Annotated in this window: 21 protein-coding genes; 7 read left to right on the top strand and 14 right to left on the bottom strand. The window is 59.7% G+C overall.

Features of this window, described 5'->3' with window-relative positions; genetic code table 11:
• Positions 1 to 215: 215 nt before the first annotated feature.
• The 7 genes from ACR0KM_RS12845 to iolD form a co-directional block, all read right to left on the bottom strand.
• On the bottom strand, positions 216 to 404 hold the full coding sequence (locus ACR0KM_RS12845) for a hypothetical protein (protein WP_480824088.1): 189 nt from the start codon (positions 402 to 404) through the stop codon (positions 216 to 218).
• 471 nt (positions 405 to 875) lie between these two features.
• On the bottom strand, positions 876 to 1865 hold the full coding sequence (gene iolG / locus ACR0KM_RS12840) for an inositol 2-dehydrogenase (RefSeq protein ID WP_480859230.1): 990 nt from the start codon (positions 1863 to 1865) through the stop codon (positions 876 to 878).
• A gap of 1 nt (position 1866) precedes the next feature.
• Complete coding sequence (locus tag ACR0KM_RS12835; RefSeq protein WP_480859231.1) at positions 1867 to 2697, bottom strand: class II fructose-bisphosphate aldolase; 831 nt, start codon at positions 2695 to 2697, stop codon at positions 1867 to 1869.
• On the bottom strand, positions 2694 to 3551 hold the full coding sequence (locus ACR0KM_RS12830; protein ID WP_480859234.1) for a 5-deoxy-glucuronate isomerase: 858 nt from the start codon (positions 3549 to 3551) through the stop codon (positions 2694 to 2696). The genes ACR0KM_RS12835 and ACR0KM_RS12830 overlap by 4 nt, the downstream gene beginning before the upstream one ends.
• A 12-nt stretch (positions 3552 to 3563) precedes the next feature.
• Positions 3564 to 4541 carry a 5-dehydro-2-deoxygluconokinase gene (gene iolC / locus ACR0KM_RS12825; protein WP_480859235.1) on the bottom strand — a complete coding sequence of 326 codons (978 nt, stop codon included), beginning with the start codon at positions 4539 to 4541 and terminating at the stop codon, positions 3564 to 3566.
• Positions 4538 to 5377 (bottom strand): phytanoyl-CoA dioxygenase family protein, encoded by an 840-nt coding sequence (locus tag ACR0KM_RS12820; protein WP_480859237.1) that lies wholly within the window; start codon positions 5375 to 5377, stop codon positions 4538 to 4540. Before ACR0KM_RS12820 ends, iolC begins: the two co-directional genes overlap by 4 nt.
• On the bottom strand, positions 5377 to 7245 hold the full coding sequence (gene iolD / locus ACR0KM_RS12815; RefSeq protein ID WP_480859239.1) for a 3D-(3,5/4)-trihydroxycyclohexane-1,2-dione acylhydrolase (decyclizing): 1869 nt from the start codon (positions 7243 to 7245) through the stop codon (positions 5377 to 5379). The genes ACR0KM_RS12820 and iolD overlap by 1 nt, the downstream gene beginning before the upstream one ends.
• Before the next feature lie 129 nt (positions 7246 to 7374).
• Here iolD and ACR0KM_RS12810 point away from each other — a divergent pair, with 129 nt between their 5' ends.
• Genes ACR0KM_RS12810 through ACR0KM_RS12800 form a run of 3 tightly spaced genes read left to right on the top strand, consistent with a single transcriptional unit; the run spans position 7375 to position 10538 of the window.
• Positions 7375 to 8478 (top strand): Gfo/Idh/MocA family protein, encoded by a 1104-nt coding sequence (locus ACR0KM_RS12810; protein WP_480859241.1) that lies wholly within the window; start codon positions 7375 to 7377, stop codon positions 8476 to 8478.
• Positions 8479 to 8497: 19 nt separating this feature from the next.
• Positions 8498 to 9391, top strand: a complete 894-nt coding sequence (locus ACR0KM_RS12805) for a TIM barrel protein (RefSeq protein ID WP_480859243.1) — start codon at positions 8498 to 8500, stop codon at positions 9389 to 9391.
• Positions 9392 to 9404: 13 nt separating this feature from the next.
• Positions 9405 to 10538 (top strand): Gfo/Idh/MocA family protein, encoded by a 1134-nt coding sequence (locus ACR0KM_RS12800; RefSeq protein ID WP_480859246.1) that lies wholly within the window; start codon positions 9405 to 9407, stop codon positions 10536 to 10538.
• Here the strand turns inward: ACR0KM_RS12800 and ACR0KM_RS12795 are convergent.
• Entirely contained in the window at positions 10535 to 11539 is a 1005-nt protein-coding gene (locus ACR0KM_RS12795) for a LacI family DNA-binding transcriptional regulator (RefSeq protein ID WP_480859248.1), read from the bottom strand. The two genes, ACR0KM_RS12800 and ACR0KM_RS12795, sit on opposite strands and share 4 nt — an antisense overlap.
• Before the next feature lie 188 nt (positions 11540 to 11727).
• Here ACR0KM_RS12795 and ACR0KM_RS12790 point away from each other — a divergent pair, with 188 nt between their 5' ends.
• The 3 genes from ACR0KM_RS12790 to ACR0KM_RS12780 all read left to right on the top strand — a co-directional run bounded on the left by ACR0KM_RS12790 (position 11728) and on the right by ACR0KM_RS12780 (position 14679).
• The gene (locus tag ACR0KM_RS12790; protein WP_480522167.1) at positions 11728 to 12678 is read left to right on the top strand and encodes a sugar ABC transporter substrate-binding protein; all 951 of its coding nucleotides are present in this window, start codon (positions 11728 to 11730) and stop codon (positions 12676 to 12678) included.
• Between the two features lie 86 nt (positions 12679 to 12764).
• Positions 12765 to 13889 (top strand): ABC transporter permease, encoded by a 1125-nt coding sequence (locus tag ACR0KM_RS12785; RefSeq protein WP_480522168.1) that lies wholly within the window; start codon positions 12765 to 12767, stop codon positions 13887 to 13889.
• 1 nt (position 13890) lies between these two features.
• Positions 13891 to 14679 (top strand): ATP-binding cassette domain-containing protein, encoded by a 789-nt coding sequence (locus tag ACR0KM_RS12780; protein WP_480522169.1) that lies wholly within the window; start codon positions 13891 to 13893, stop codon positions 14677 to 14679.
• Positions 14680 to 14715: 36 nt separating this feature from the next.
• Here the strand turns inward: ACR0KM_RS12780 and ACR0KM_RS12775 are convergent, their stop codons facing one another.
• From ACR0KM_RS12775 to ACR0KM_RS12755, 5 genes are read right to left on the bottom strand one after another with little or no spacing between them, the layout of a single operon-like run.
• Positions 14716 to 15258 carry a DUF3833 domain-containing protein gene (locus ACR0KM_RS12775; RefSeq protein WP_480859250.1) on the bottom strand — a complete coding sequence of 181 codons (543 nt, stop codon included), beginning with the start codon at positions 15256 to 15258 and terminating at the stop codon, positions 14716 to 14718.
• Positions 15255 to 15872: a DUF3833 domain-containing protein gene (locus ACR0KM_RS12770; RefSeq protein WP_480859252.1), complete on the bottom strand. Its 618-nt coding sequence runs from the start codon at positions 15870 to 15872 to the stop codon at positions 15255 to 15257. The genes ACR0KM_RS12775 and ACR0KM_RS12770 overlap by 4 nt, the downstream gene beginning before the upstream one ends.
• Positions 15869 to 17092: an MFS transporter gene (locus ACR0KM_RS12765; protein WP_480859254.1), complete on the bottom strand. Its 1224-nt coding sequence runs from the start codon at positions 17090 to 17092 to the stop codon at positions 15869 to 15871. Before ACR0KM_RS12765 ends, ACR0KM_RS12770 begins: the two co-directional genes overlap by 4 nt.
• Complete coding sequence (locus tag ACR0KM_RS12760; RefSeq protein WP_480824117.1) at positions 17092 to 17628, bottom strand: hypothetical protein; 537 nt, start codon at positions 17626 to 17628, stop codon at positions 17092 to 17094. The genes ACR0KM_RS12765 and ACR0KM_RS12760 overlap by 1 nt, the downstream gene beginning before the upstream one ends.
• Positions 17585 to 18913 (bottom strand): NAD(P)/FAD-dependent oxidoreductase, encoded by a 1329-nt coding sequence (locus tag ACR0KM_RS12755; RefSeq protein WP_480859256.1) that lies wholly within the window; start codon positions 18911 to 18913, stop codon positions 17585 to 17587. Before ACR0KM_RS12755 ends, ACR0KM_RS12760 begins: the two co-directional genes overlap by 44 nt.
• Positions 18914 to 19105: 192 nt before the next feature.
• Here ACR0KM_RS12755 and ACR0KM_RS12750 point away from each other — a divergent pair, with 192 nt between their 5' ends.
• On the top strand, positions 19106 to 19831 hold the full coding sequence (locus tag ACR0KM_RS12750) for an SDR family NAD(P)-dependent oxidoreductase (RefSeq protein ID WP_480859258.1): 726 nt from the start codon (positions 19106 to 19108) through the stop codon (positions 19829 to 19831).
• 2 nt (positions 19832 to 19833) lie between these two features.
• Here the strand turns inward: ACR0KM_RS12750 and ACR0KM_RS12745 are convergent, their stop codons facing one another.
• Positions 19834 to 20121, bottom strand: coding sequence for an I78 family peptidase inhibitor (locus tag ACR0KM_RS12745; RefSeq protein ID WP_480859260.1), 288 nt, complete (start codon positions 20119 to 20121; stop codon positions 19834 to 19836).
• Between the last annotated feature and the right edge of the window lie 220 nt (positions 20122 to 20341).

Below are 20341 nucleotides of genomic sequence, written 5' to 3'. Positions count from 1 at the left end.
ATCAGTGCGACTGCTCACGGAAGTACTGAAAGCTGGGCCAGCCAAATGTTTCACAGGGATGGGAAACGGCTGGCCCAGCTATTTGCGCATCAGCTTTGACGCCAATTGGTTGTCGAACAAAAGAAACCCCGCCCCTGGAAAGGGGCGGGGTTCAGTTTTCAATTCCTATATTTGGACAGATATCGGGAATTGTGTGGGGGTCTGCTGAACTACCTTCAGACGTTGTTTTGTGCCTCGGAAAGTCGCTTGTTTTTGATGATATCAGACAGTGCATTTTCAATAGGAGGGAAGCGACCGCTGCTCGAAGGGGTCGTCGTTGACACACGTTCTTCGGCGATTTTGCCGGAGGTTTGCATCACAGCTGTGGGGCTGGACTCTTTAGTCACAAAGGCAGGCTTGATCATGCGTTTCCCCTTGTTTGCAATTGAACGGCTGACCGCACGTTCGATCCAACATGATCACTATGACTCAGTTTGGTTGAACACTCTGAGAATACATTGTTCACGTTCGGTTAATGTTGTTCTTGAAACGAAGACAAACGGAAAAAAGGGCTGCTTCGCGGATCAAGATACTCTGCCTTGGTGCCGCAAGTGAGTTCAGAGCTGAGCGAAGCTGCACTCGGTTGGTGCGAAAGACCGGATAGCGTCTCATCCGAAATTGGACGCGCTGGCTCGAGTTTCTCCGGCTGCTCGCATAGGCGATTTTTTCCAAGGCGAAGGGGCTTTGTGACCGGTAAAATTAATCTCTCAGACACATTCCGAACATCTCAGGCAGATACCAAACACATGCGGCGCGTCTGGAAGATGTCTGACGATTTCTTGAGGGGGTACGAGTTTGGCGCGTCGTACCTTGCCCTCGTGCGCTTTGCGATTCCCTCAGGTGATGGCGACGACTGTTCCGTCTTTCAGTGATCTGTCTGCAGCGTCAGCCAGTATCTGTGCGCGCAACCCGTCGAGAATTCCGGGTGACAGGGATGCGGATCCGGTCAAAGCGGCCACGAAATGAGTCATCTCTGCCCGATAGGCCGCTTCATAGCGTTCGAGGAAGAAATGCTGGGCCGGGGCCTTGCGGAAGCCATCGGGGGTGGCGACTTCAACCGTGTTTTCCAGCATGTTTTCCGCCCGCAAAAGGCCCTTTGCCCCATGCACTTCGATGCGCTGATCATAGCCATAGCTGGCGCGGCGCGAGTTCGAGATCTGGCAGATCTTGCCGCTGGCGGTGGTCAGCGTGACGGCCGCGGTATCGACGTCTCCGGCCTTGCCGATTGCGGGATCGACCAGAGAAGAGCCGACGGCGTAGACCGTTACAGGTTCCTCACCCAGCAGGAAACGCGCCATATCCAGATCGTGGATCATCATATCGCGGAACAGACCGCCCGAGCTTTCGATATAGCTGATCGGCGGTGGTGAGGGATCGCGGGACAGGATGGTGACGATCTCGACCTCGCCGATTTCTCCGGCTGCGATGCGGGATTGGATGTTGGCAAAGCTGGGGTCAAAGCGGCGGTTGAAGGCGGTCATGAAGGGGACGCCGGTTTCTTGCACCACCTTGATGCAGTCGCGGATGCGGTCGGCGGACATATCAACAGGTTTTTCGCAGAAGATCGCCTTGCCCGCACGGGCCGCTTGGTGAATCAGGTCGTAGTGGGTGTCGGTTGGGGTTCCGATAACGACGGCATCGACATCCGCGCTTTCGATCAGGCTTTTTGCCGACAAGATCTGAGCACCGGTTTTGTCAGCCAGCGCCTCAGCCGGTTCCGAGAAGGCGTCTGCCACGGCTGTGATCCGTGCACCATCAATCTGCCCGACCGAGCGTGCATGCACCTGCCCGATCCGCCCGCAGCCCAGCAATCCGATATTCAGCATGTCATGCCCCCTTGAAGGCTTGAAGAACCCGGCGCGTCGCCTCGACCACCGGTTCATGTGTGTCTTTCAGGATAAGTACGCGGTCGAACCGGTCCGGGTCGGCATTCACTGCCGCGCGCAGGGCGTGGCCAAAGGCCATTCGCAACTCGGTTCCGATGTTGAACTTGCAGATTTTCGAACCCCGCGCCAGCGCCGTGCGCTGCGCCTCCGGCACGCCCGATCCGCCGTGGATCACCAAAGGCACCTCGGTGACGGCCTCGATCGCGCGGATGCGGGGCTCGTCCAGCCCGCCTTCCTTGTTCTGCTGCAGATGGACATTGCCAACCGAGATCGCCATTGCGTCCACACCCGTCTCGCGGGCGAATTGCGCGGCCTCGTCCGGGTTGGTGCCATCCGAGCCTTCGCCCCCGGAATAGCCGACAAAGCCGATTTCCCCTTCGCAGGAGACACCCGCCGCGTGAGCCATTTCGGCAATGGCTGCCGTTTCATCGATATTCTGGGCCAGAGGCTTGCGCGAGCCGTCAAACATGACCGACGTAAAGCCGCTGTCGATGGCAATACGGCAGTCCTCATGGCTGTACCCATGATCCAGATGGGCCACGACTGGAACGCTGGCCCCTTCGGCCAGATGCCGGAACATTTTGCCCAAGATTGGCAGCGGTGTGTGCTCGCGGCAGGACGGACCGGCTTGTAGGATGATCGGCACGTCTTCGGCCTCGGCTGCGGCCACATAGGCGCGCATGTCTTCCCAGCCCAACGTCACCAACCCGGCCACGGCATAGCCGTCACGCAGCGCGGGTTGGAGGACGTCCGATAATGTCACAAGGCTCATTTGAACTTGGCCACCATGTCCATGATGCCGGGAATGGTATGCAACTGATCCGCATGGGTCGGCTGGAAATACTGCTTGAGCGAGCGTTGGCTGAGGCCACCAAGGATGGTGAAATAATACATCTCATACCCCGGCAGAACCGCGCAGGGGTGATAGCCCTTGTCCAGCAGGATCGTTGAGCCGTCCATGATGTGATAGGCATCGCCCGGCTTGTTGTCCTCGCGCTGCAGCATCTGAACGCCCGAGCCATGGTTGGGCCGGAAGCGGAAATTGTAGGTCTCGTCATGGCGGGTCTCGATCATCTCGCCATCGTCACCTTTGCGGTCGGTGTCATGCTTGTGGCTGGGAAAGCCGGACCAGCCGCCCTGACCCACGGTATAAAGCTCGGACACCAGTAAGCGGCCCACCTTGTCGTGGTGGTTCGCGCCCAGAATGTGTTTGATCTTGCGGTGGGTCTTGGTGTCGTCCGAGCCGTATTGCACCAGATCCAGCTCGGGCACGCGGACGTCAAAAGGTTCCAACACGCGGTCGAATTTTGCGCCAGCGATGAAGGTCTCGGTTTCATCCGTCACGCAGGTGATACGCACCTTGGCTCCGACAGGCACATAGACGCCCTCGGGCTCGCCATCCCAGACGTCGATGGTGCGGTTGCCGAGGTTGGTATAGATCGCGCCGTCCACATCGACATCCACGGTGCCGGTGGCGGGCACGATGCAAGTCTCATAGCCCGGAACGGCATATTCGAACACCTCGCCCTTTTTCAGTTTGACGATGTTGAAATAGTTCAGTGGCACCAGGTCATGGTCGGCATCGACGATAGGTTTGTTCTGGTTGTCATGGGGCGCGATATGCATCTGCGTCTCCTTTCAGGTATCCGTGGGGCCCGGGTGCCGGGCCAGAAATTCATCCAGTTCGGGCGTGGTCGGCATGGCCCCGGCACAGCCGGGTTTCGACACGACAATGGAGGCGCAGGCCGAGCCGCGCAGAACCGCGTCGCGCAAGCCGTGCCCGGCGGCGATCGAGGCGAGGAGACCGGCCAGAAAACTGTCACCTGCGCCGTTGGGCTTTACGGCGGTAACGGGGTAGATGCCGGTGCGGACCTCTTGCGCGTCTGCCAGCGTGATGGCGCCTTCGTGGCCCATCTTGTAGATCACCATCTTGCCGATGGCCGCCAGTTCGCGGGCCTTGTCCAGGCCTTTTTCGATGCCGCCCGCCATGAATCCGAACTCTTCGTCATTGCCGACGATCAGATCGCTTTCGTTGCCCGCGCGGGTCAGAACCTCCGAGGCGACGTCCGGCGACGGCCAGCTATAGGGGCGGTAATCAATGTCGAAGATCACCGGCAGACCTGCAGCGCGCGCATTTTCGAACGCGCGGAACGTGGCTGAGCGGGAAGGCTCGGCCGCAAACACCGTGCCTGCCGTGATCAGGGCCGAGAACGCGGTGTAATCAACCGCGTCCATATCCGCCTCGGTCACCTGAAAATCAGCGGCGCCGTTGCGATAGATGACGTTCTGAAAATCCTCGATACAGCTTTCATATAGGGCCAACGATGTGCGCGCCTCACCCCCGACCGTGCGCACATAGCGGGTGTCGACGCCGTAGATCCGCAATCGGTTGACGCAGAACCGGCCCACAGCGTCGTCCGAGACCGACGTGATCAGCGCCGCCTGACTGCCCAGTTTGACCAGCCCGGCGCAGATATTGGCGCTGGAGCCGCCCAGATCGGCGCGGAAGGTGCTCGCGTCCACGCTTTTGGTGCCGACCGGGTCCGCAAACAGGTCCATCCCGGCCCGGCCAAACACGGCAAAGCGATTGCCTTTTATGCCTTCGATCAGAGTCACTTGCGCCCCTCGGTATTGCCTGCCCGCGCGGTGTCCAGCACCTCGGGGTAGGGATAGTCCAGACCCAGCAATTGCCGCATGTCAGGGCTGGCCTGATCGAGGAAATCCTGCGGCAGGGCGGCTGGCATATCCTCCATCGGTTTGACCCATTTGGGCAGGTATTGGATCAGGATCGCGCTGCGGTCGTGATCTGCCTTGTTCGGCATCGCGCAATGCCACGTGACACCATAGAACAGAGCCACATCGCCGGGCTCTCCAGTCATGCGTTCGCACTTGTCATAGAATCTGTCTTCAGGCGTTGGATAGCGCAGCTCTTTCTGCGATCCCGGCACATAGCCTGTCGCGCCGCTTTCCTCGGTGAACGGGTCCAGCAGGACCGAGACCTGTGCATTCATCGGAAAGGTTCCGTTCAGCCCAACTGGATGCGTTTCGGGGCTGTGAAAATCCCAATAGGGATAATCCACATGCGGTTCCTGCCCCGGTCCACCCGGCAGGATGCGATTGGCCGCGATCGAGCCCATGATGAATTCGGTGCCCAGAAACTTTCGCAGGATCTTCATCAGCACTGGATGCGCCGCCATGTGTGAGAACACGTCGCCCTTGGCCAACAGGTTCCACACCCGGCGTTGCAGGTTCAGCTTGCCGTCTTCTTCTGCAGCGCCTTGAAAATGGGTTACTTTCTCGGCAGCTGTCTCGGATTCGGCCATGATGATGGCGCGCGCCTCGGCGATTTCGTCGGATGTGAACAGGCCCGATATGGCAACCGCGCCGCCGCCGTTCAGCAACTCATCGACGATGATGTCAGGATCGGCTGTTTGAGCTGTGAACCGCCTCATCACACCCCCTTGCGCTGCTTTTCGCGCGTGGATTCCCATTCGACGTGCGCATCGCGGACCTTCTCATCCGCCGAGGTGTGGGGGGTTCCAACTTCCCACCAGGCATGGCCCTCGGTTGTCCAGCCTTCATAGGCATCCACGTCCATGACGATCACATAGGTCTTGTCGCTGGCCTTGGCGCGCTTGAACGCTTCGGCCAGTTCGGCCGGGTTCGCGACTTTTTCGCTGGTCGCCCCCATCGAGGCCGCATGGGCCGCGAAATCGACGCCGAAGGCTTCGGGGATGGTGGGGCAGTCTTCCAGCAGGTTGTTGAAGCTTTCGTTGCCTGTGTTGTTCTGCAGCTTGTTGATGACCGCAAATCCGCCATTGTCCAGCACCAAAACGATCATCTTCTTGCGGCTCAGAACCGAGGAATAGATGTCTGAATTCAGCATCAGGTAGGACCCGTCACCGCAGAAGGTGATGGTGTCATTGTCGGGTTCGCGCTCGGACTGGGCAATGCGTGCGCCCCATGCACCTGCGATTTCATAGCCCATGCAGGAGAAGCCGAATTCCACATCGACCGTGCCGATATCCAATGTGCGCCAGTTGGCGGTAACCTCCGCAGGCAGACCCCCGGCAGCGGCCACCACGCGGTCGCGCGTATCGCAAAGATCGTTCACCACGCCGATGGCCTGAGCGTAGGAATTCGGGCGGTTTCCGTATGAGACATTCTCGGCCACATAGGCATCCCACTTATGCCGCTCATCTTGCGCCAGCGATACCCAATCCTGTGGCGCTTTGTAGTCAACAGCCTGTGTCAGAGCCTGAATCGATAGCTTGGCATCCCCAACAATCGGCAGCGACATATGTTTGCCCGCATCATGCCGCGCGGCGTTGATCGAGATGAACTGAGCATCCTTGGCAAAAGCCGTCCATGATCCGGTCGTGAAATCCTGCAGGCGCGTTCCGATGGCGACGATCACATCGGCCTGCTCCGCAATGGTGTTGGCGCTGTCCGATCCGGTCACGCCAATCGGGCCGATATTCAGCGGATGGGTCGCCAGCATATTGGCGCGGCCTGCGATGGTTTCTACGACCGGAATCTGGTGCTTTTCGGCAAACTCGGTCAACTCGGCCACGGCTTGCGAATACTGCACGCCGCCACCTGCGATGATCATCGGGCGTTTCGCACCGGCCAGAGCGGCAGCTGCATCGGCAATCTCATCCGCATCGGGCGCTTGGCGGCGAATGCGATGCACCTTCTTCTCGAAGAATTTCACCGGGTAGTCATAGGTCCAGCCTTGCACATCCTGCGGCAGCCCGAGGAAGGCAGGCCCGCAATCACCCGGGTCCAGCATCGTCGCGATGGCAGCGGGCAGCGATTGAATAACCTGCGCCGGATGGGTGATACGGTCCCAGTACCGGCTGACTGGCTTGAACGCGTCGTTCAGGCCAAAGGTCGGATCGTTGAAATTTTCCATCTGCTGCAAAACCGGGTCCGGCAAGCGGGTGATAAACGTGTCTCCGCACAGCATCAGCATCGGCAGGCGGTTGGCATGGGCCAGACCCGCAGCCGTCAGCAGATTCGCAGTACCGGGCCCCGCGCTGGCGGTGCAGAACATGAATCGCTGACGCAGCCATTGTTTGGCATAGCCTGCGGCGGCGAATCCCATGCTCTGTTCGTTCTGCCCGCGATACAGCGGCAGCTCGTCCCGCACCGTGTTCAGCGCCTCGCCAAGGCAGGTCACATTGCCATGGCCAAAGATCCCGAAACCCCCGCCACATAACCGATATTCCTGCCCGTCGATCTCGATGAACTGGTTCGACAGCCAGCGAATGATCGCCTGCGCCGTTGTCAGGTAAACAGTGTCGTGTTGCGCGGACATGTCTGCGGGCTCCTCTAGGAAAATTGCGGTGCTGTGCCGAATGCAGCTTGCGAGAGTCCTATTCTCACGATACAAGTTTTGCAACCGGTTGCAAATGGTTTTCAAGAAAAAGCGGAGGAGGGCGTCGGAATGGCAGAGATCGGCATTGGCATTCTGGGCGGCGGATATATGGGCAAGGCCCATGCGGTTGCCATGACCTCGGTTGGTGCCGTGTTCAACACGGGCCTGCGCCCCCGGTTGGAGATGGTGTGTGCGTCCTCGCCCGAAAGCGCCGAGCGGTATCGTCAGGCCTACGGTTTCGCTCGCGCGACCGACGATTGGCAGGCGCTGGTGAACGATCCCAAGGTCGAGGCCATTGTGATCGCGACCCCTCAGGAAACGCACCGTCAGATCGCTCTGGCGGCTCTCGCACTGGGCAAGCCGGTTCTGTGCGAGAAACCTCTGGGCGCGTCGATGGAAGATGGCGATGCCATGGTGAAGGCAGCCGAGGCCTCGGGTGTCGCCAACATGGTCGGCTTCAACTATATCCGCACGCCCGCCAGCCAACATGCGCGCAGGCTGATTGCAGACGGAGAAATCGGTGACGTCACATGGTTCCGGGGTGAGCACACCGAGGACTTCTACGCCGACCCGCAGGCCCCCGCCACATGGCGCACTTCGGGAATGTCCAACGGCACGATGGGTGATCTTGCCCCGCATATGATCAACGCCGCGCTGGCATTGATCGGACCGATCAACCGCGTGATGGCCGAGGTCGAGACCGTGCACAAAACCCGTCCGGGCGGTGAGGTCGACAACGACGATCATGCCCAGATGATGGTACGTTTCGCTAATGGAGCGATGGGGTCGATGTATTTCAGCCGCATCGCGACCGGGCGCAAGATGGGCTACGCCTATGAGATCAGCGGCACCAAGGGTGCGATCCGCTTTGATCAGGAGGATCAGAATGCATTGTGGCTCTATCGCATGGACGGTCCCGAGGCTGAACGTGGCTTCCGCAAAATCCTGACCGGCCCCGCGCACCCCGACTATGAGCCGTTTTGCCAAGGGCCGGGCCATGGCACCGGCTATCAGGATCAGATCATTATCGAAGCGCGCGACTTCCTGCACGCGATCGAGACAGGTGAGCCGGTCTGGCCAACCTTCCGCGACGGGCATGAGGTCAACCGGATCGTCGCTGCGGCGCTGGCGTCGTCGACGGATGAAAGCTGGAAAAACATCGAAGATTTCTGAGCATCGGAGACAAGACAAGATGAGCATCAGAATTGGCAATGCGCCCTGTTCGTGGGGCGTGGAATTTGCGCAGGACCCGCGCAACCCGCATTGGAAATCCGTTCTCAGCGAATGTGCCGAGGCGGGGTATAAGGGCATCGAGCTGGGCCCGGTGGGTTTCATGCCCGAAGACCCTGCGATCCTGGCCGATGCGCTGGCCGAGCATGATCTGGAACTGATCGGCGGTGTGGTGTTCCGCAACTATCACGACCCCGACGCGTGGGAGGATGTGCTGTACGCCACCCACCGCACCGCGCGCGCGTTGAAGGCACATGGTGCGCAGCATCTGGTGCTGATCGACGCGATCTCACCCCGTCGCGCGCCGACCGCTGGCCGTGCGAATGAGGCCGAGCAGATGGACAAGGCCGAATGGACCGCTTTCCGGGATCGCCTTGCCGAAAGCGCGCGCATTGGCGCTGAGGAATACGGGCTGACCGTGGGCATGCACGCCCACGCGGCGGGTTTCATGGATTTTGAGCCCGAGCTGGAACGGCTGCTGGATGAGGTGGACGAAAGCCTGCTGAAAATCTGCTTCGACACGGGCCATCATTCCTATGCCGGGTTTGATCCCGTGAGCTTCATGCAGCGTTACGTTGACCGGATTTCGTACATGCACTTCAAGGATATCTCACCGACTGTAAAGGCAGATGTGATCGCCAACCGGACAGGCTTTTACGATGCCTGCGGGCAGGGAATTTTCTGCAATCTGGGTGAGGGCGACGTGGACTTTCCGACCGTCCGTCAAGTGCTGCTGGATGCAGGGTTCACCGGATGGTGCACGGTGGAACAGGACTGTGACCCGACGCTGGATCCCGACCCGGTCGGCGATGCTCGGAAGAACCGCGAATACCTTGAATCCATTGGTTTCAGCTAAGGAGGCCCAGAGCATGACCAAACTGAAATGGGGCATGATCGGTGGTGGCGAAGGCAGCCAGATCGGGCCGGCGCACCGGCTGGGCGCGCTGGCAGACGGGCATTTCGAATTCGCTGCTGGGGCGCTGGATCACCGGCCCGATATCGGGCGCGAATATGCGCAACGATTGGGCATCGCGGCAGACCGGGCCTATGGCGACTGGACCGAGATGCTGGAAGGTGAGCGCGGGCGGGACGACCGGATCGATCTGGTCACTGTGGCCACGCCGAACGCAACACATTTCGAGATCACCAAAGCCTTTCTCGAGGCCGGGTTTAATGTGCTGTGTGAAAAGCCCATGACCATGACCGTGGAAGAGGGCGAAGAGATCGTCAAGGTGGCCGAGAAAACCGGCAAGATCTGCGCGGTCAACTACTGCTATTCCGCCTATCCTATGGTGCGGCAGGCCCGCGCGATGGTCCGCGCAGGTGAGATCGGCAAGGTCCGTCTGGTCGTCACCAACTTCAGTCATGGCCATCACGGCGACGCCACCGATGCCGATAATCCGCGCGTCCGCTGGCGCTATGATCCGGCGATGGCGGGCGTGTCCGGCCAGTTCGCTGATTGCGGCATCCACGCGATGCATATGGCCGGGTTCATTGCCGATGATGAGGTTCAGACTTTGTCTGCCGATTTCGCCTCAACCATCGGCAGCCGCGAGTTGGAAGATGACGCCATGGTCAACTTCCGCACGGCCAAAGGCGCAGTTGGCCGCCTATGGACGTCCTCGGTGGCCATCGGTCGCCAGCACGGGTTCGACATTCAGGTGTTCGGGGAAACCGGTGGCCTGCGCTGGGCGTCCGAACAGCCGAACCAGTTGATCTATACGCCCGTCGGTGGGCGCTTGCAGATCATCGAAAAGGGTGAGGGCGGGTTGCATGAAGATGCGCAACGTCTCAGCCGCGTGGCGATTGCGCATCCCGAGGGGTTCCCGCTGGCGGTTGCGAATATCTACTGCGATCTGGCCGATGCGATTGCCGGAGAACTCCGCGACGGGTTGCCCAATGCAGCAGACGGAGTGCGGTCGATGGCTGCGGTGCACACTGCGGTTGCGTCTGCCAAGCAGGGCAGCGCGTGGATGGATGCCCGTCCGCCGATGTTCCGTTAACCTTCAGGCACGGGGCGCAATGTGCCCCGTTCCACCACCGAGCAGGGGAAGATACGTGCCTCGGGATACCGGTCGGGTTCCCGCAGGGTCGCCACCATAAGCTCAATCGACGAACTGACGATCTGTCTGATCGGCTGATGAATGGTGGTGAGGTCGATGTTCTCCCACCGGGCCATCTCCATATCGTTCAGACCGATGATGCCGATATCGTCAGGCACGTTCAGGCCGCTGTCCAAAACCGCCGACAGGACACCGATGGACAACACGTCGTCACCGCAGAAATAGGCCTCGGCCCGTTCAGATTTCAGCAGTCGCAGCATTTCCTGTCGGCCCGCGTCGAACGAGTAAGCCTCGGCGAAAGAGCAGGTCACGGTGATCTCAGGGTGCAGCGCCATTTCCGACATGAAACCCGCATGGCGATCCTGCGTCGATGTTGCGGCTTCGGGCCCGCCCAGAAAGGCCACCTTGCCATAGTCGCGCGCGACCAGTTCACGAGCGGCCATGCGCCCACATTCAACGTTGTCGATTCCAACCACATGCACCTGCGGCGACGATGATGACCGGCCAAAGCTGTGCACCACCGGCACGCCCGCATCGCGGAATGCCTTGGCAAAGCCCGGTGGCAGGGTCGAGGATGCCACGACAACGCCATCAACCGAATACTGACGCAGCATCCGAACCGAGTTCTCGGGCTCAACCTCATCGGTGAGGTTCACCAGCAAGGGGCGCAAGCCGCGATCCTGCAGCCCCCGGGTGAACAGATCGAAGACCTGCAGAAAGATCGGATTGTGAAAGTTGTTCGACACCAGTCCGATCAGCTTGGTGCGCCCTGTCGTCAGCGACGAGGCCAGCGCGTTGGGGCTGTATCCCAACTCCTGCGCGGCCTTCTCGACCTTGCGGCGCATCTTGTCGGATACCGAGGCCCCGTCGGTGAAAGTGCGCGACACAGCTGACCGGGATACACCCGCGCGCTCTGCAACCTCTTTCAATGTGACAGCCATGATCTGCCTGACCTTCCCGCGTTTGGTGATAGCCCTCTTACCCTTAATCTCGGGCAGATACAGTATGAAACAGGTTCAATATCTTTTGCAACCGGTTGCAAAATTTTGACGGATGTGCTCTAACACGACTCGGAGAGGTGCGAAGAACCGCCTCAATCCGCGATAACATGAGTTTTTGGGAGGACATCATGACATCACTGACGAAGAAGCTGGCGCTGGCGGCGGTGGTCGCTGCGACGCCGCTGATCGCAGCCACAAGCGTTGCGGCGGAGGGCGAGAAGTACATTCTGGTCAGCCACGCACCAGACAGCGACAGCTGGTGGAACACGATCAAGAACGGTATCGCGCTGGCGGGCGATCAGATGGGTGTTGAGGTTGAATATCGCAATCCGCCCACTGGTGACCTGGCCGACATGGCGCGGATCATCGATCAGGCGGCAGCTTCGGGCCCCAACGGGATCATCACCACGCTGGCGGATTATGATGTGCTGAGCGGCCCGATCAAATCGGCTGTCGACGCGGGTGTGGATGTGATCATCATGAACACCGGCACACCGGATCAGGCCCGTGAAGTGGGTGCACTGATGTATGTGGGTCAGCCCGAATATGACGCCGGTTTCGCGGCGGGCCAGCGGGCCAAGGGTGACGGCATCGGCTCGTTCCTGTGCGTGAACCACTATATCGTTCAGCCCTCGAGCCAGGAGCGCTGCCAGGGCTTTGCGGATGGTCTGGGCATCGAACTGGGCGATCAGATGATCGATGCCGGTCAGGACCCCGCCGAGATCAAGAACCGCGTGCTGGCCTATCTGTCGGCCAACCCGGACACCGAAGCGGTTCTGACGCTTGGCCCGACCTCGGCTGACCCGACCATTTTGGCGCTGGAAGAAAACGGTATGGCCGGTGACATCTATTTCGGCACCTTCGATCTGGGTGGTGAAATCGTCAAAGGCATCAAATCCGGCGTGATCCAGTGGGGTATCGACCAGCAGCCCTTCCTGCAGGCTTACCTGCCGGTTGTCGTGATGGCGAATTACCACCGTTACGGCGTTCTGCCCGGCAACAACATCAACTCGGGCCCCGGTTTCGTAACTGCGGATGGCCTGACCAAGATCGAAGAATTCGCTGGCGAGTACCGCTAATTCTTGCAACGCGGGTGCCCTGCAACCGGGGCGCCCGCTGACAGTTTTCTGACGCAAATCACTGTTTTTATCGGAGGAGCGCTCTCATGGGCGAGTCTGCTCAAAACACGACGTTAACCGACGAACGGATCAAAGAGATCTCGCCCTTGCGCAAGGCTCTGATCCGGCCTGAACTGGGCGGGATGGTCGGCACCGTCGCGGTCTTCACCTTCTTCCTGCTATTCGCCTTTGACAGCGGCATGTTCAACGCCCAGGGCATGATGAACTGGTCGGTTGTCTCGGCGCAGTTCATGATCATCGCGGTCGGCGCGTGCCTTCTGATGATCGCAGGTGAGTTCGACCTGTCCGTCGGATCAATGATCGGCTTTTCCGGCATGATGATTGCGATCTTCTCGGTCACGCTCAGCTGGCCGGTGTGGATGGCAATCATCGTCACCTTCGCCATGGCCGTCGCCATCGGAGCGCTGAATGGCTGGATCGTGGTCCGGACCGGGCTGCCCAGTTTCATCGTGACGCTGGCCTTCCTGTTCATCCTGCGCGGCTTCACCATCTTCCTGCCTCAGGTGATCGAGCGCAAAACCATCATCGGCGGTGTTAAGGACGCAGCCGAAGGCGATTGGCTGGCCCCGATCTTCGGCGGCAAAATCCTGCAAGGGCTGTTCCAGTGGCTGGGCGACGCCGGGATCATCGCCGTATTCGAGCGCGGTACCCGTGCAGGGCAGCCGGTTGTCGACGGTGTGCCCATGCTGATCGTCTGGGCCATCGGGTTGATCATCTTTGGTCACGTTCTGCTGACCAAGACACGGTTTGGTAACTGGATCTTTGCCTCGGGTGGGGATGCCGAGGCAGCACGCAACTCGGGTGTACCTGTGAACCGGGTCAAGATTCTGATGTTCATGTTCACCGCCTTCTGCGCCACCGTCTTCGCCGTCTGTCAGGTGATGGAGTTCGGCTCGGCGGGTGCCGACCGGGGTCTACTGAAAGAGTTCGAGGCGATCATTGCGGTGGTCATTGGCGGCGCGCTTCTGACCGGAGGCTACGGCTCAGTCCTCGGGGCGGCGCTGGGCGCGCTGATCTTTGGCGTGGTGCAGCAGGGTCTGTTCTTTGCGGGCGTCGAAAGCTCGTTGTTTAGGGTCTTCCTTGGCGTGATCCTGCTGGGGGCTGTGATCCTCAACACCTATATCCGCCGCATCATTACGGGAGAGCGTTGATATGAATCCCGAACATGCACCCATTATCCAGATGAAGAACATCGAAAAGCACTTTGGCAGTGTGATTGCGCTGGCGGGGGTCTCGGTGGATGTGTTCCCCGGTGAATGTCACTGTCTTCTGGGCGACAACGGCGCGGGAAAGTCGACCTTCATCAAAACCATGTCGGGCGTGCATCAGCCTACGCACGGAGAGATCCTGTTTGAAGGCAAGCCCATGCACTTCACCGATCCGCGCGATGCGATCGAGGCTGGGATCGCGACGGTGCACCAGCATCTGGCGATGATCCCTTTGATGTCCGTCTCGCGCAATTTCTTCATGGGGAATGAACCGGTTAAGAAGATTGGCCCGATCAATTTCTTCGATCATGATTATGCCAACACCGTCACGATGGAAGAAATGAAGAAGATGGGGATCAACCTGCGCGGTCCCGATCAGGCAGTCGGCACCTTGTCCGGCGGTGAACGCCAGACGGTAGCCATTGCGCGGGCGGTGCATTTCGGGGCCAAGGTTCTGATCCTGGACGAACCGACCTCGGCGCTTGGTGTACGTCAGACGGCCAACGTGCTGGCGACCATCGACAAGGTGCGCAAGCAGGGTATCGCCGTTGTCTTCATCACGCACAACGTCCGCCATGCGCTTGCTGTGGGGGATCGCTTTACCGTTCTCAACCGTGGTCAGACGCTGGGCACGGCACAGCGTGGCCAGATCACCCCCGAAGAGCTGCAGGACCTGATGGCCGGGGGTCAGGAAATGGTCGAGCTTGAGGGCAGCCTTGGCGGCACCGTTTGATCTTATCACACCCCGCCGGTTGCTTTGGTGGGGTGGCTATTTCTTTTCAAAGAACAGAATAACCTCGCCCAGGCGCACGCCAAAACGCGAGACATAGGCTCTGTTCAACAGACGATCATCGGACAAAAGCCACATCCAGTCATCGAAATCGACACGCATGGTGCCGTCTTTGACGGGTAGGTCTATCTTGTACTTCCAGTTGAACGTATCGCCCCGCTCGACACCGCTGGCGGTGCCCAGCACACCGGGGGCGGCGCCGGTCCAGCTGTCTTCGCCGGTCTTGGTCAGGGTCCAGATGCGTTGCTCGGTGGCCCCGTCATCATAGATAAAATCCTCGACCAGCGTCAGCGTTTCGCCATCCCATGTGCCGTCTATGTCGACCGTAAAGCGGCGCGGGACGTTGCCCAGCACATCCTGAAACTGTCCGTAAGCGACGGTCTTGCCCTCAAAGAATTCTTCAAGGTTCAATTGGCGATCTGACAGGAAGGTATTTGGGATGCGCGGTTTGGCCGAGCAGGCGGACAGCACGACAAGCCCTGCGAGCACGACAACCGCGAAAATGGTCCGGCGGGCAATCATTGCAGAGGCCTCAGTTCAGAGTCTGTATCGTGGCCGTTTGCACCATGCAGATGGGCCGATTTCACCTCGGGGGCCGGACGCATCGTAGCGACCAGTTCAGCGACCTTGATCCCGAATTTGCGCATCTCGGACCGGTTCATGATCGCGCCGTTTTCGGTCAGATACATCCAGTCGGTCACATCCAGCGTGTGCCCGCCCGCATCCTCGGGCAGGATGATGCGATAGGTCAGCTTCACGGCCGCGCCCGAGATCACGCCCTTGCCCTCGCCCACGATATCATCTGCCGTCGCGGTAAATGTGTTGCCGGTGCCCATTGTCAGGTACCATTTGCGGGTCATCTGCTTGCCGTTGGAATAGGTGAAATACTCGGACAGTGTCCCGGTATTGCCGTCCCAGTCGCCCACCATACGCGCGACAAAGCTGTTCGACATCTTGCCGTTGGGGCCATAGATCAGCCCTTCGGACAGGATTTCCCCGTTCAGGTTATCTTTCAGCGAGAATTCGGGCCCGGTGCCGCTATAGTCCGACGGTGATTGCGACCGGAAACTAAGGAACCGGTTCTTTACGGCAAACAGCGCAAAAACGGCGAGTAGACAGATCAGGAGCGTTTTCATTTGGCAGAGACCTCCGTCGGGAGCGTCAGGACCATGCCAAACGCTCCGAGTTTCAGAATGCAGGGCAGTACCGCATAGGCGAGGGTGAGCGTGTTCAACGCCTCAGCCGAATTGGCCTGCCCGGGCGTGAAACCGCTGCGTTCCAGCAGCGGCAGAGTGAAAAAGGCGGCCAGCGCCAGTCCCAGCTTGCCCGCAAAGGACCAGATGCCGAAAGCGGCGGACGCGTTCAGACCCGCGCGGGTCAGAACGACCGAGAACATGGCGGGCAGGACCACCATATCGGCGCCCAGAGCCGCCCCCGAGGCGAGGCAGATAAGGGCGAAACCCACCAGGTTTCCGGGGGCCAGAAGCGCAGCCCCGACAAAGCCAAGAATGGCCAGCGGCATCGCAATAATCAGAGTCTGTTTCGGGCCAATCCGGTTGCTGAGCCTGGCCCAGAACGGCACGCTTAGCCCCGCGCTGAGGAAGAACAGGATCAGAAGCGGTCCGGCTTTTCCGGGCAATTGCAGCCGGTCCTCGACAAAGAACAGAAACAGGGTCGAGGTGATCGCCACAGGCAGGCTGTTCACCAGTGCCAGAACGAGCAGTCGCAATGCCCCGGCTTGTCCCAGCCCTGAAAACGACAACGCTTGTCCGGTGACTGGACTGCGCCTCCACATCGGCAGGGTCACGACCAAGGTCACTACGGCCAAAATGCCAAGGAAAAGGCCGAAGGCCGGGTATCCCTGCGCGCCGGCACCCAGCGCCACGAACAATGCGGGTGCGGCTGCGGCAATGACAACACCGGTCAGTTGGCCGCCCTCACGGAAGGCGGCCAGCCGCATCAGCTCTTTTGGGGTGGACTGTTTGGCCAGCGTCGCGCTGCGGCCGTAAAGCAGGATGGTTCCAAGGCTGTAGGCAGAGAACAGAAGGATCAAAACAGACACTAATGCGGTAATATTGGCCCCTTCTGGCAGTCCAAAGAGCAAGGGAAACCCGATGGCCAAACCCAGCGCAGCGGCGGCGGCAAACAGGACCTGCGCCCCGGGCCAGCGGTCAATCGCCCAGCCGATCAGCGGGTCCTGCACCAGATCGATCAGCCGGATGACCAGCAGCACAGTGCCGATCACGCCCAAACCTATGCCAAGGTTTACCGCCGCAAAGCGCGGCAGGTGGATGTAAAGCGGGATGCCCGCCGCAGCCAGCATCAGCGCATACAGGCTGACCCGCGGATACAGCATCAATTCCCTCGCAACGCCTGCGTAAAGGCTGCGGACCGGGTGTTTTCGCCCAGAAAGATCGACATGAAGCTGCGTTTGATGCCCGGATAGGACATCGTGCACAGCTTTTGCCCGTTCAGCCAGAATTCAACCTTGTCAGGCCCTTGCGAGATCGCCAGATAGCGGTCGCCCTTGCGGACCGCGTTGAAACAGACCTCAAGCTGATCGCGCACAGGGGCGGCGCGTCCGATGCGCTTCATCTCGTCCAGGGTCGAGTTGATCAGCGCCTTCTTCGTCACATTGCGGCGATAGAGCAGCTCAAGGCCGAAATCGTCGCTCCACTTCAGGGGCGCACCGCCCTTGGTGAAGAGTTGCGCATCGTATAGCGGAAAGCCCAGATAACGATAAGTGGCGGTGCCGCGCAATTCAGCATCGTTGAGGACACCAAACACGGGCGACGCCGCCAACCCGCCGGGGGTCAGCAGCGCAAGCGACAGCAAAGCCGCGCCAAGGTTAAGCCGAGGCAGGAACGGCCGGTTCTTCGTCAGAAATGCCATTGTCAGCTCCGATGATTTGCGGGGTGCCGGTGATGCGTTCGACAACATACATCGCGCTGGCAATCCCGTCTTCGTGAAAGCCGTGCCTGTTATAGGCACCGGCAAACCAGGTTCGGTTCTGTCCCTGCATCTCGCGGATTTGCCCTTGTGCGCGCAGGGCGGCTTTGTCGAACACCGGATGGGCAAACTCGACCTGATCATAGATTTTATCCGCAGGAATCTCTGAGGCGGCGTTCAGCGTCACAAACAGCGGATCGCTGTCTGGAATGTTCTGAAGCCTGTTCATCCAATATGTGACCCCAACATTGCCTTTTTGCGACCGGTAGGTCCAGCTGGACCAGCAGGCGCGGCGGCGCGGCATCTGCCGGGGATCACAGTGAAGGATGGCTTTGTTCGGTTGATACTTGATCGCTCCAAGCGCGGCTTTCTCATCTTCGGTCGCCGTATCGCCAAGAATGGCGAGGGACTGATCGGAATGGGTGGCCAGAATGATTTCATCAAACAGATCGGCTTCGCCGCCGGCATGCACCGTGACACCCAGATCATGACGTTCGATCCGCTGAACGGGCGAGGCCAGACGAATGTCGGCCCCCCGGGTGCGCAACGCGGCCTCGATCCGGCGCACATATTCGATGCTGCCGCCTTTGACCGTGTACCACTGGTGCTGATTGGCACGTCCCGAAGCCAACAGCGCATGGTTGCGAAAGAACTGCACCAGCGAGCGGGCCGGGAACTGATCGACAAACTCGACCGGCGTTGACCAGATCGCGCCGCACATGGGCATCAGGTAATTGTGCCGGAACCAATGGCCGAGGCGCAGCTGATCCACCAGCTCTCCGATCGTGGTGTCATCGTCCTGGGCAGCTTCGGGCGCTTCTTTGCCGAAGCGCAGGATGTCGGCGATCATCTTGTAATAGGCAGGCCGTGCAAGGTTGCGCTTCTGCGCCGTCAGCGTGCGCAGGTTGTTCAGCCCGTATTCGATGCGGCCATTGTCGATGGTTGCGCCAAAGCTCATTTCGCTTTTCGTGACGGGCACGTTCAACTCATCGAACAGCCGGGTCAGGTATGGGTAGGTGGCATAGTTGAACACGATAAAGCCGGTATCGACCGGCTGATCACCATTGCGGCCTGCCATAACCGTGCGGGCGTGGCCGCCCAGTCGGGGCTCGGCCTCGAACACGGTGATATCGTGGTTTTCAGAAAGGTAATAAGCTGCGGAGAGACCTGAAATGCCTGCGCCAACTACTGCGATTTTCTTGCGTACGCCCCGGGTTTCGTCGAACATTCCATCCTCGTTATTCGGTATTTACAACAGGATACGCAGGATAGGGGGGGATGGATCAATTGGATTAGCAGTTTTTCGGTGCCGCACTATGTTGTGATGTCTGGTTACATGCAGCCCAAAACCAACCAGGCTTCGTGATCCAACCGTATTGTTGGGTCGTACATCCCTCAGCAAATCATGAATGGCCCGGGTATGAGCAGCTTTGACGGAAAAACCTACTGGATCATCGGTGCGAGCGAAGGCCTTGGCCGAACGCTGGCCGAAAAACTGAGCGGTGCAGGTGCGCATCTGATCCTGTCGGCCCGCAATCAGGATCGGCTGACCGACATCTGCAACACCTTGCCCAATGCGCGCGCGCTACCGCTGGATGTAACGGACCTTGGCACTATCCGTGATGCTGTGGCTGCGGCTGGCGCCTTTGACGCGATTGTATACAACGCCGGTGCCTATGAGCCGATCACCACTGCGTCCTGGGATACCGAAGCCGCTTTGATGATCAGCGACGTCAACTATAACGGTGCGCTTCGGGTTTTGGGGGAAACGGTCCCGGATATTGTGCGCCGAGGTCGCGGGGACATCACTCTGATCGGGTCGCTGGCCGGGTATCACGGCCTACCCAACGCGATCTCTTACGGAGCCAGCAAAGCGGCGCTGATTTCTTTGGCCGAGACCATGCGCCATGATCTGGCGGGCACTGGCGTGACCGTGCGCATCGTCAATCCGGGCTTCATCAAGACCCGCCTGACCGACAAGAACAGTTTCAAGATGCCTATGCTGATGACGCCCGAGGACGCCGCCGACCGCGTTCTGCGCGCCATGTCCCGGCGCCGCTTCCGTACCGATTTCCCGGCCCCGTTTTCTTGGGTGGTTCGCCTGATCGACTATTTGCCCGATATTCTGGTCTATCGTGGCAAGTGACGTCAGCCGCAGCTGAGCCTTTGGATCACGCCCGCCCCATTCACGAACACGTTCAACCTGTCGATGCGGTAATCCTGCGTTGCGATGCCGTCTGGGCCCAATATGCGTGATCGCTCGGGCAATTGGGTCTGAATGTCCGAGAGTGGCTGGCCCACAGCATTGGCAAAGGGCTCTCCTTCGCAAAAGGCCAGATCAACAGGCGAAGTCGCGGGCCCGGGTGGCGTAGTCTCGGGTCCAGTGGTCTCGGCGCAGGCTGCCAACAGGCACAGGATTGGAATAAATCGGTGCATTGGCGTTCCTTTTTACGGCAATGTCGTTTCTGAAATATCAAAGCTTTAGCCAACCTGTCACGAAAGCGCAGTTGAAAACACCCTGTATTTGACGCAGGGTCGGGGCAAATAAGACAGGGAGACAAGCCATATGCGTACCCGTGCTGCCGTCGCCGTTCAGGCGGGCAAACCTTTGGAAGTGATGGAGGTGAACCTCGAAGGCCCCAAGGCGGGTGAGGTT

The sequence above is a fragment of the Ruegeria sp. G10 genome, assembly GCF_056533645.1.
Note: the sequence above shows the minus strand (reverse complement) of the source record. Positions and strands in the feature narration are given on the sequence as shown.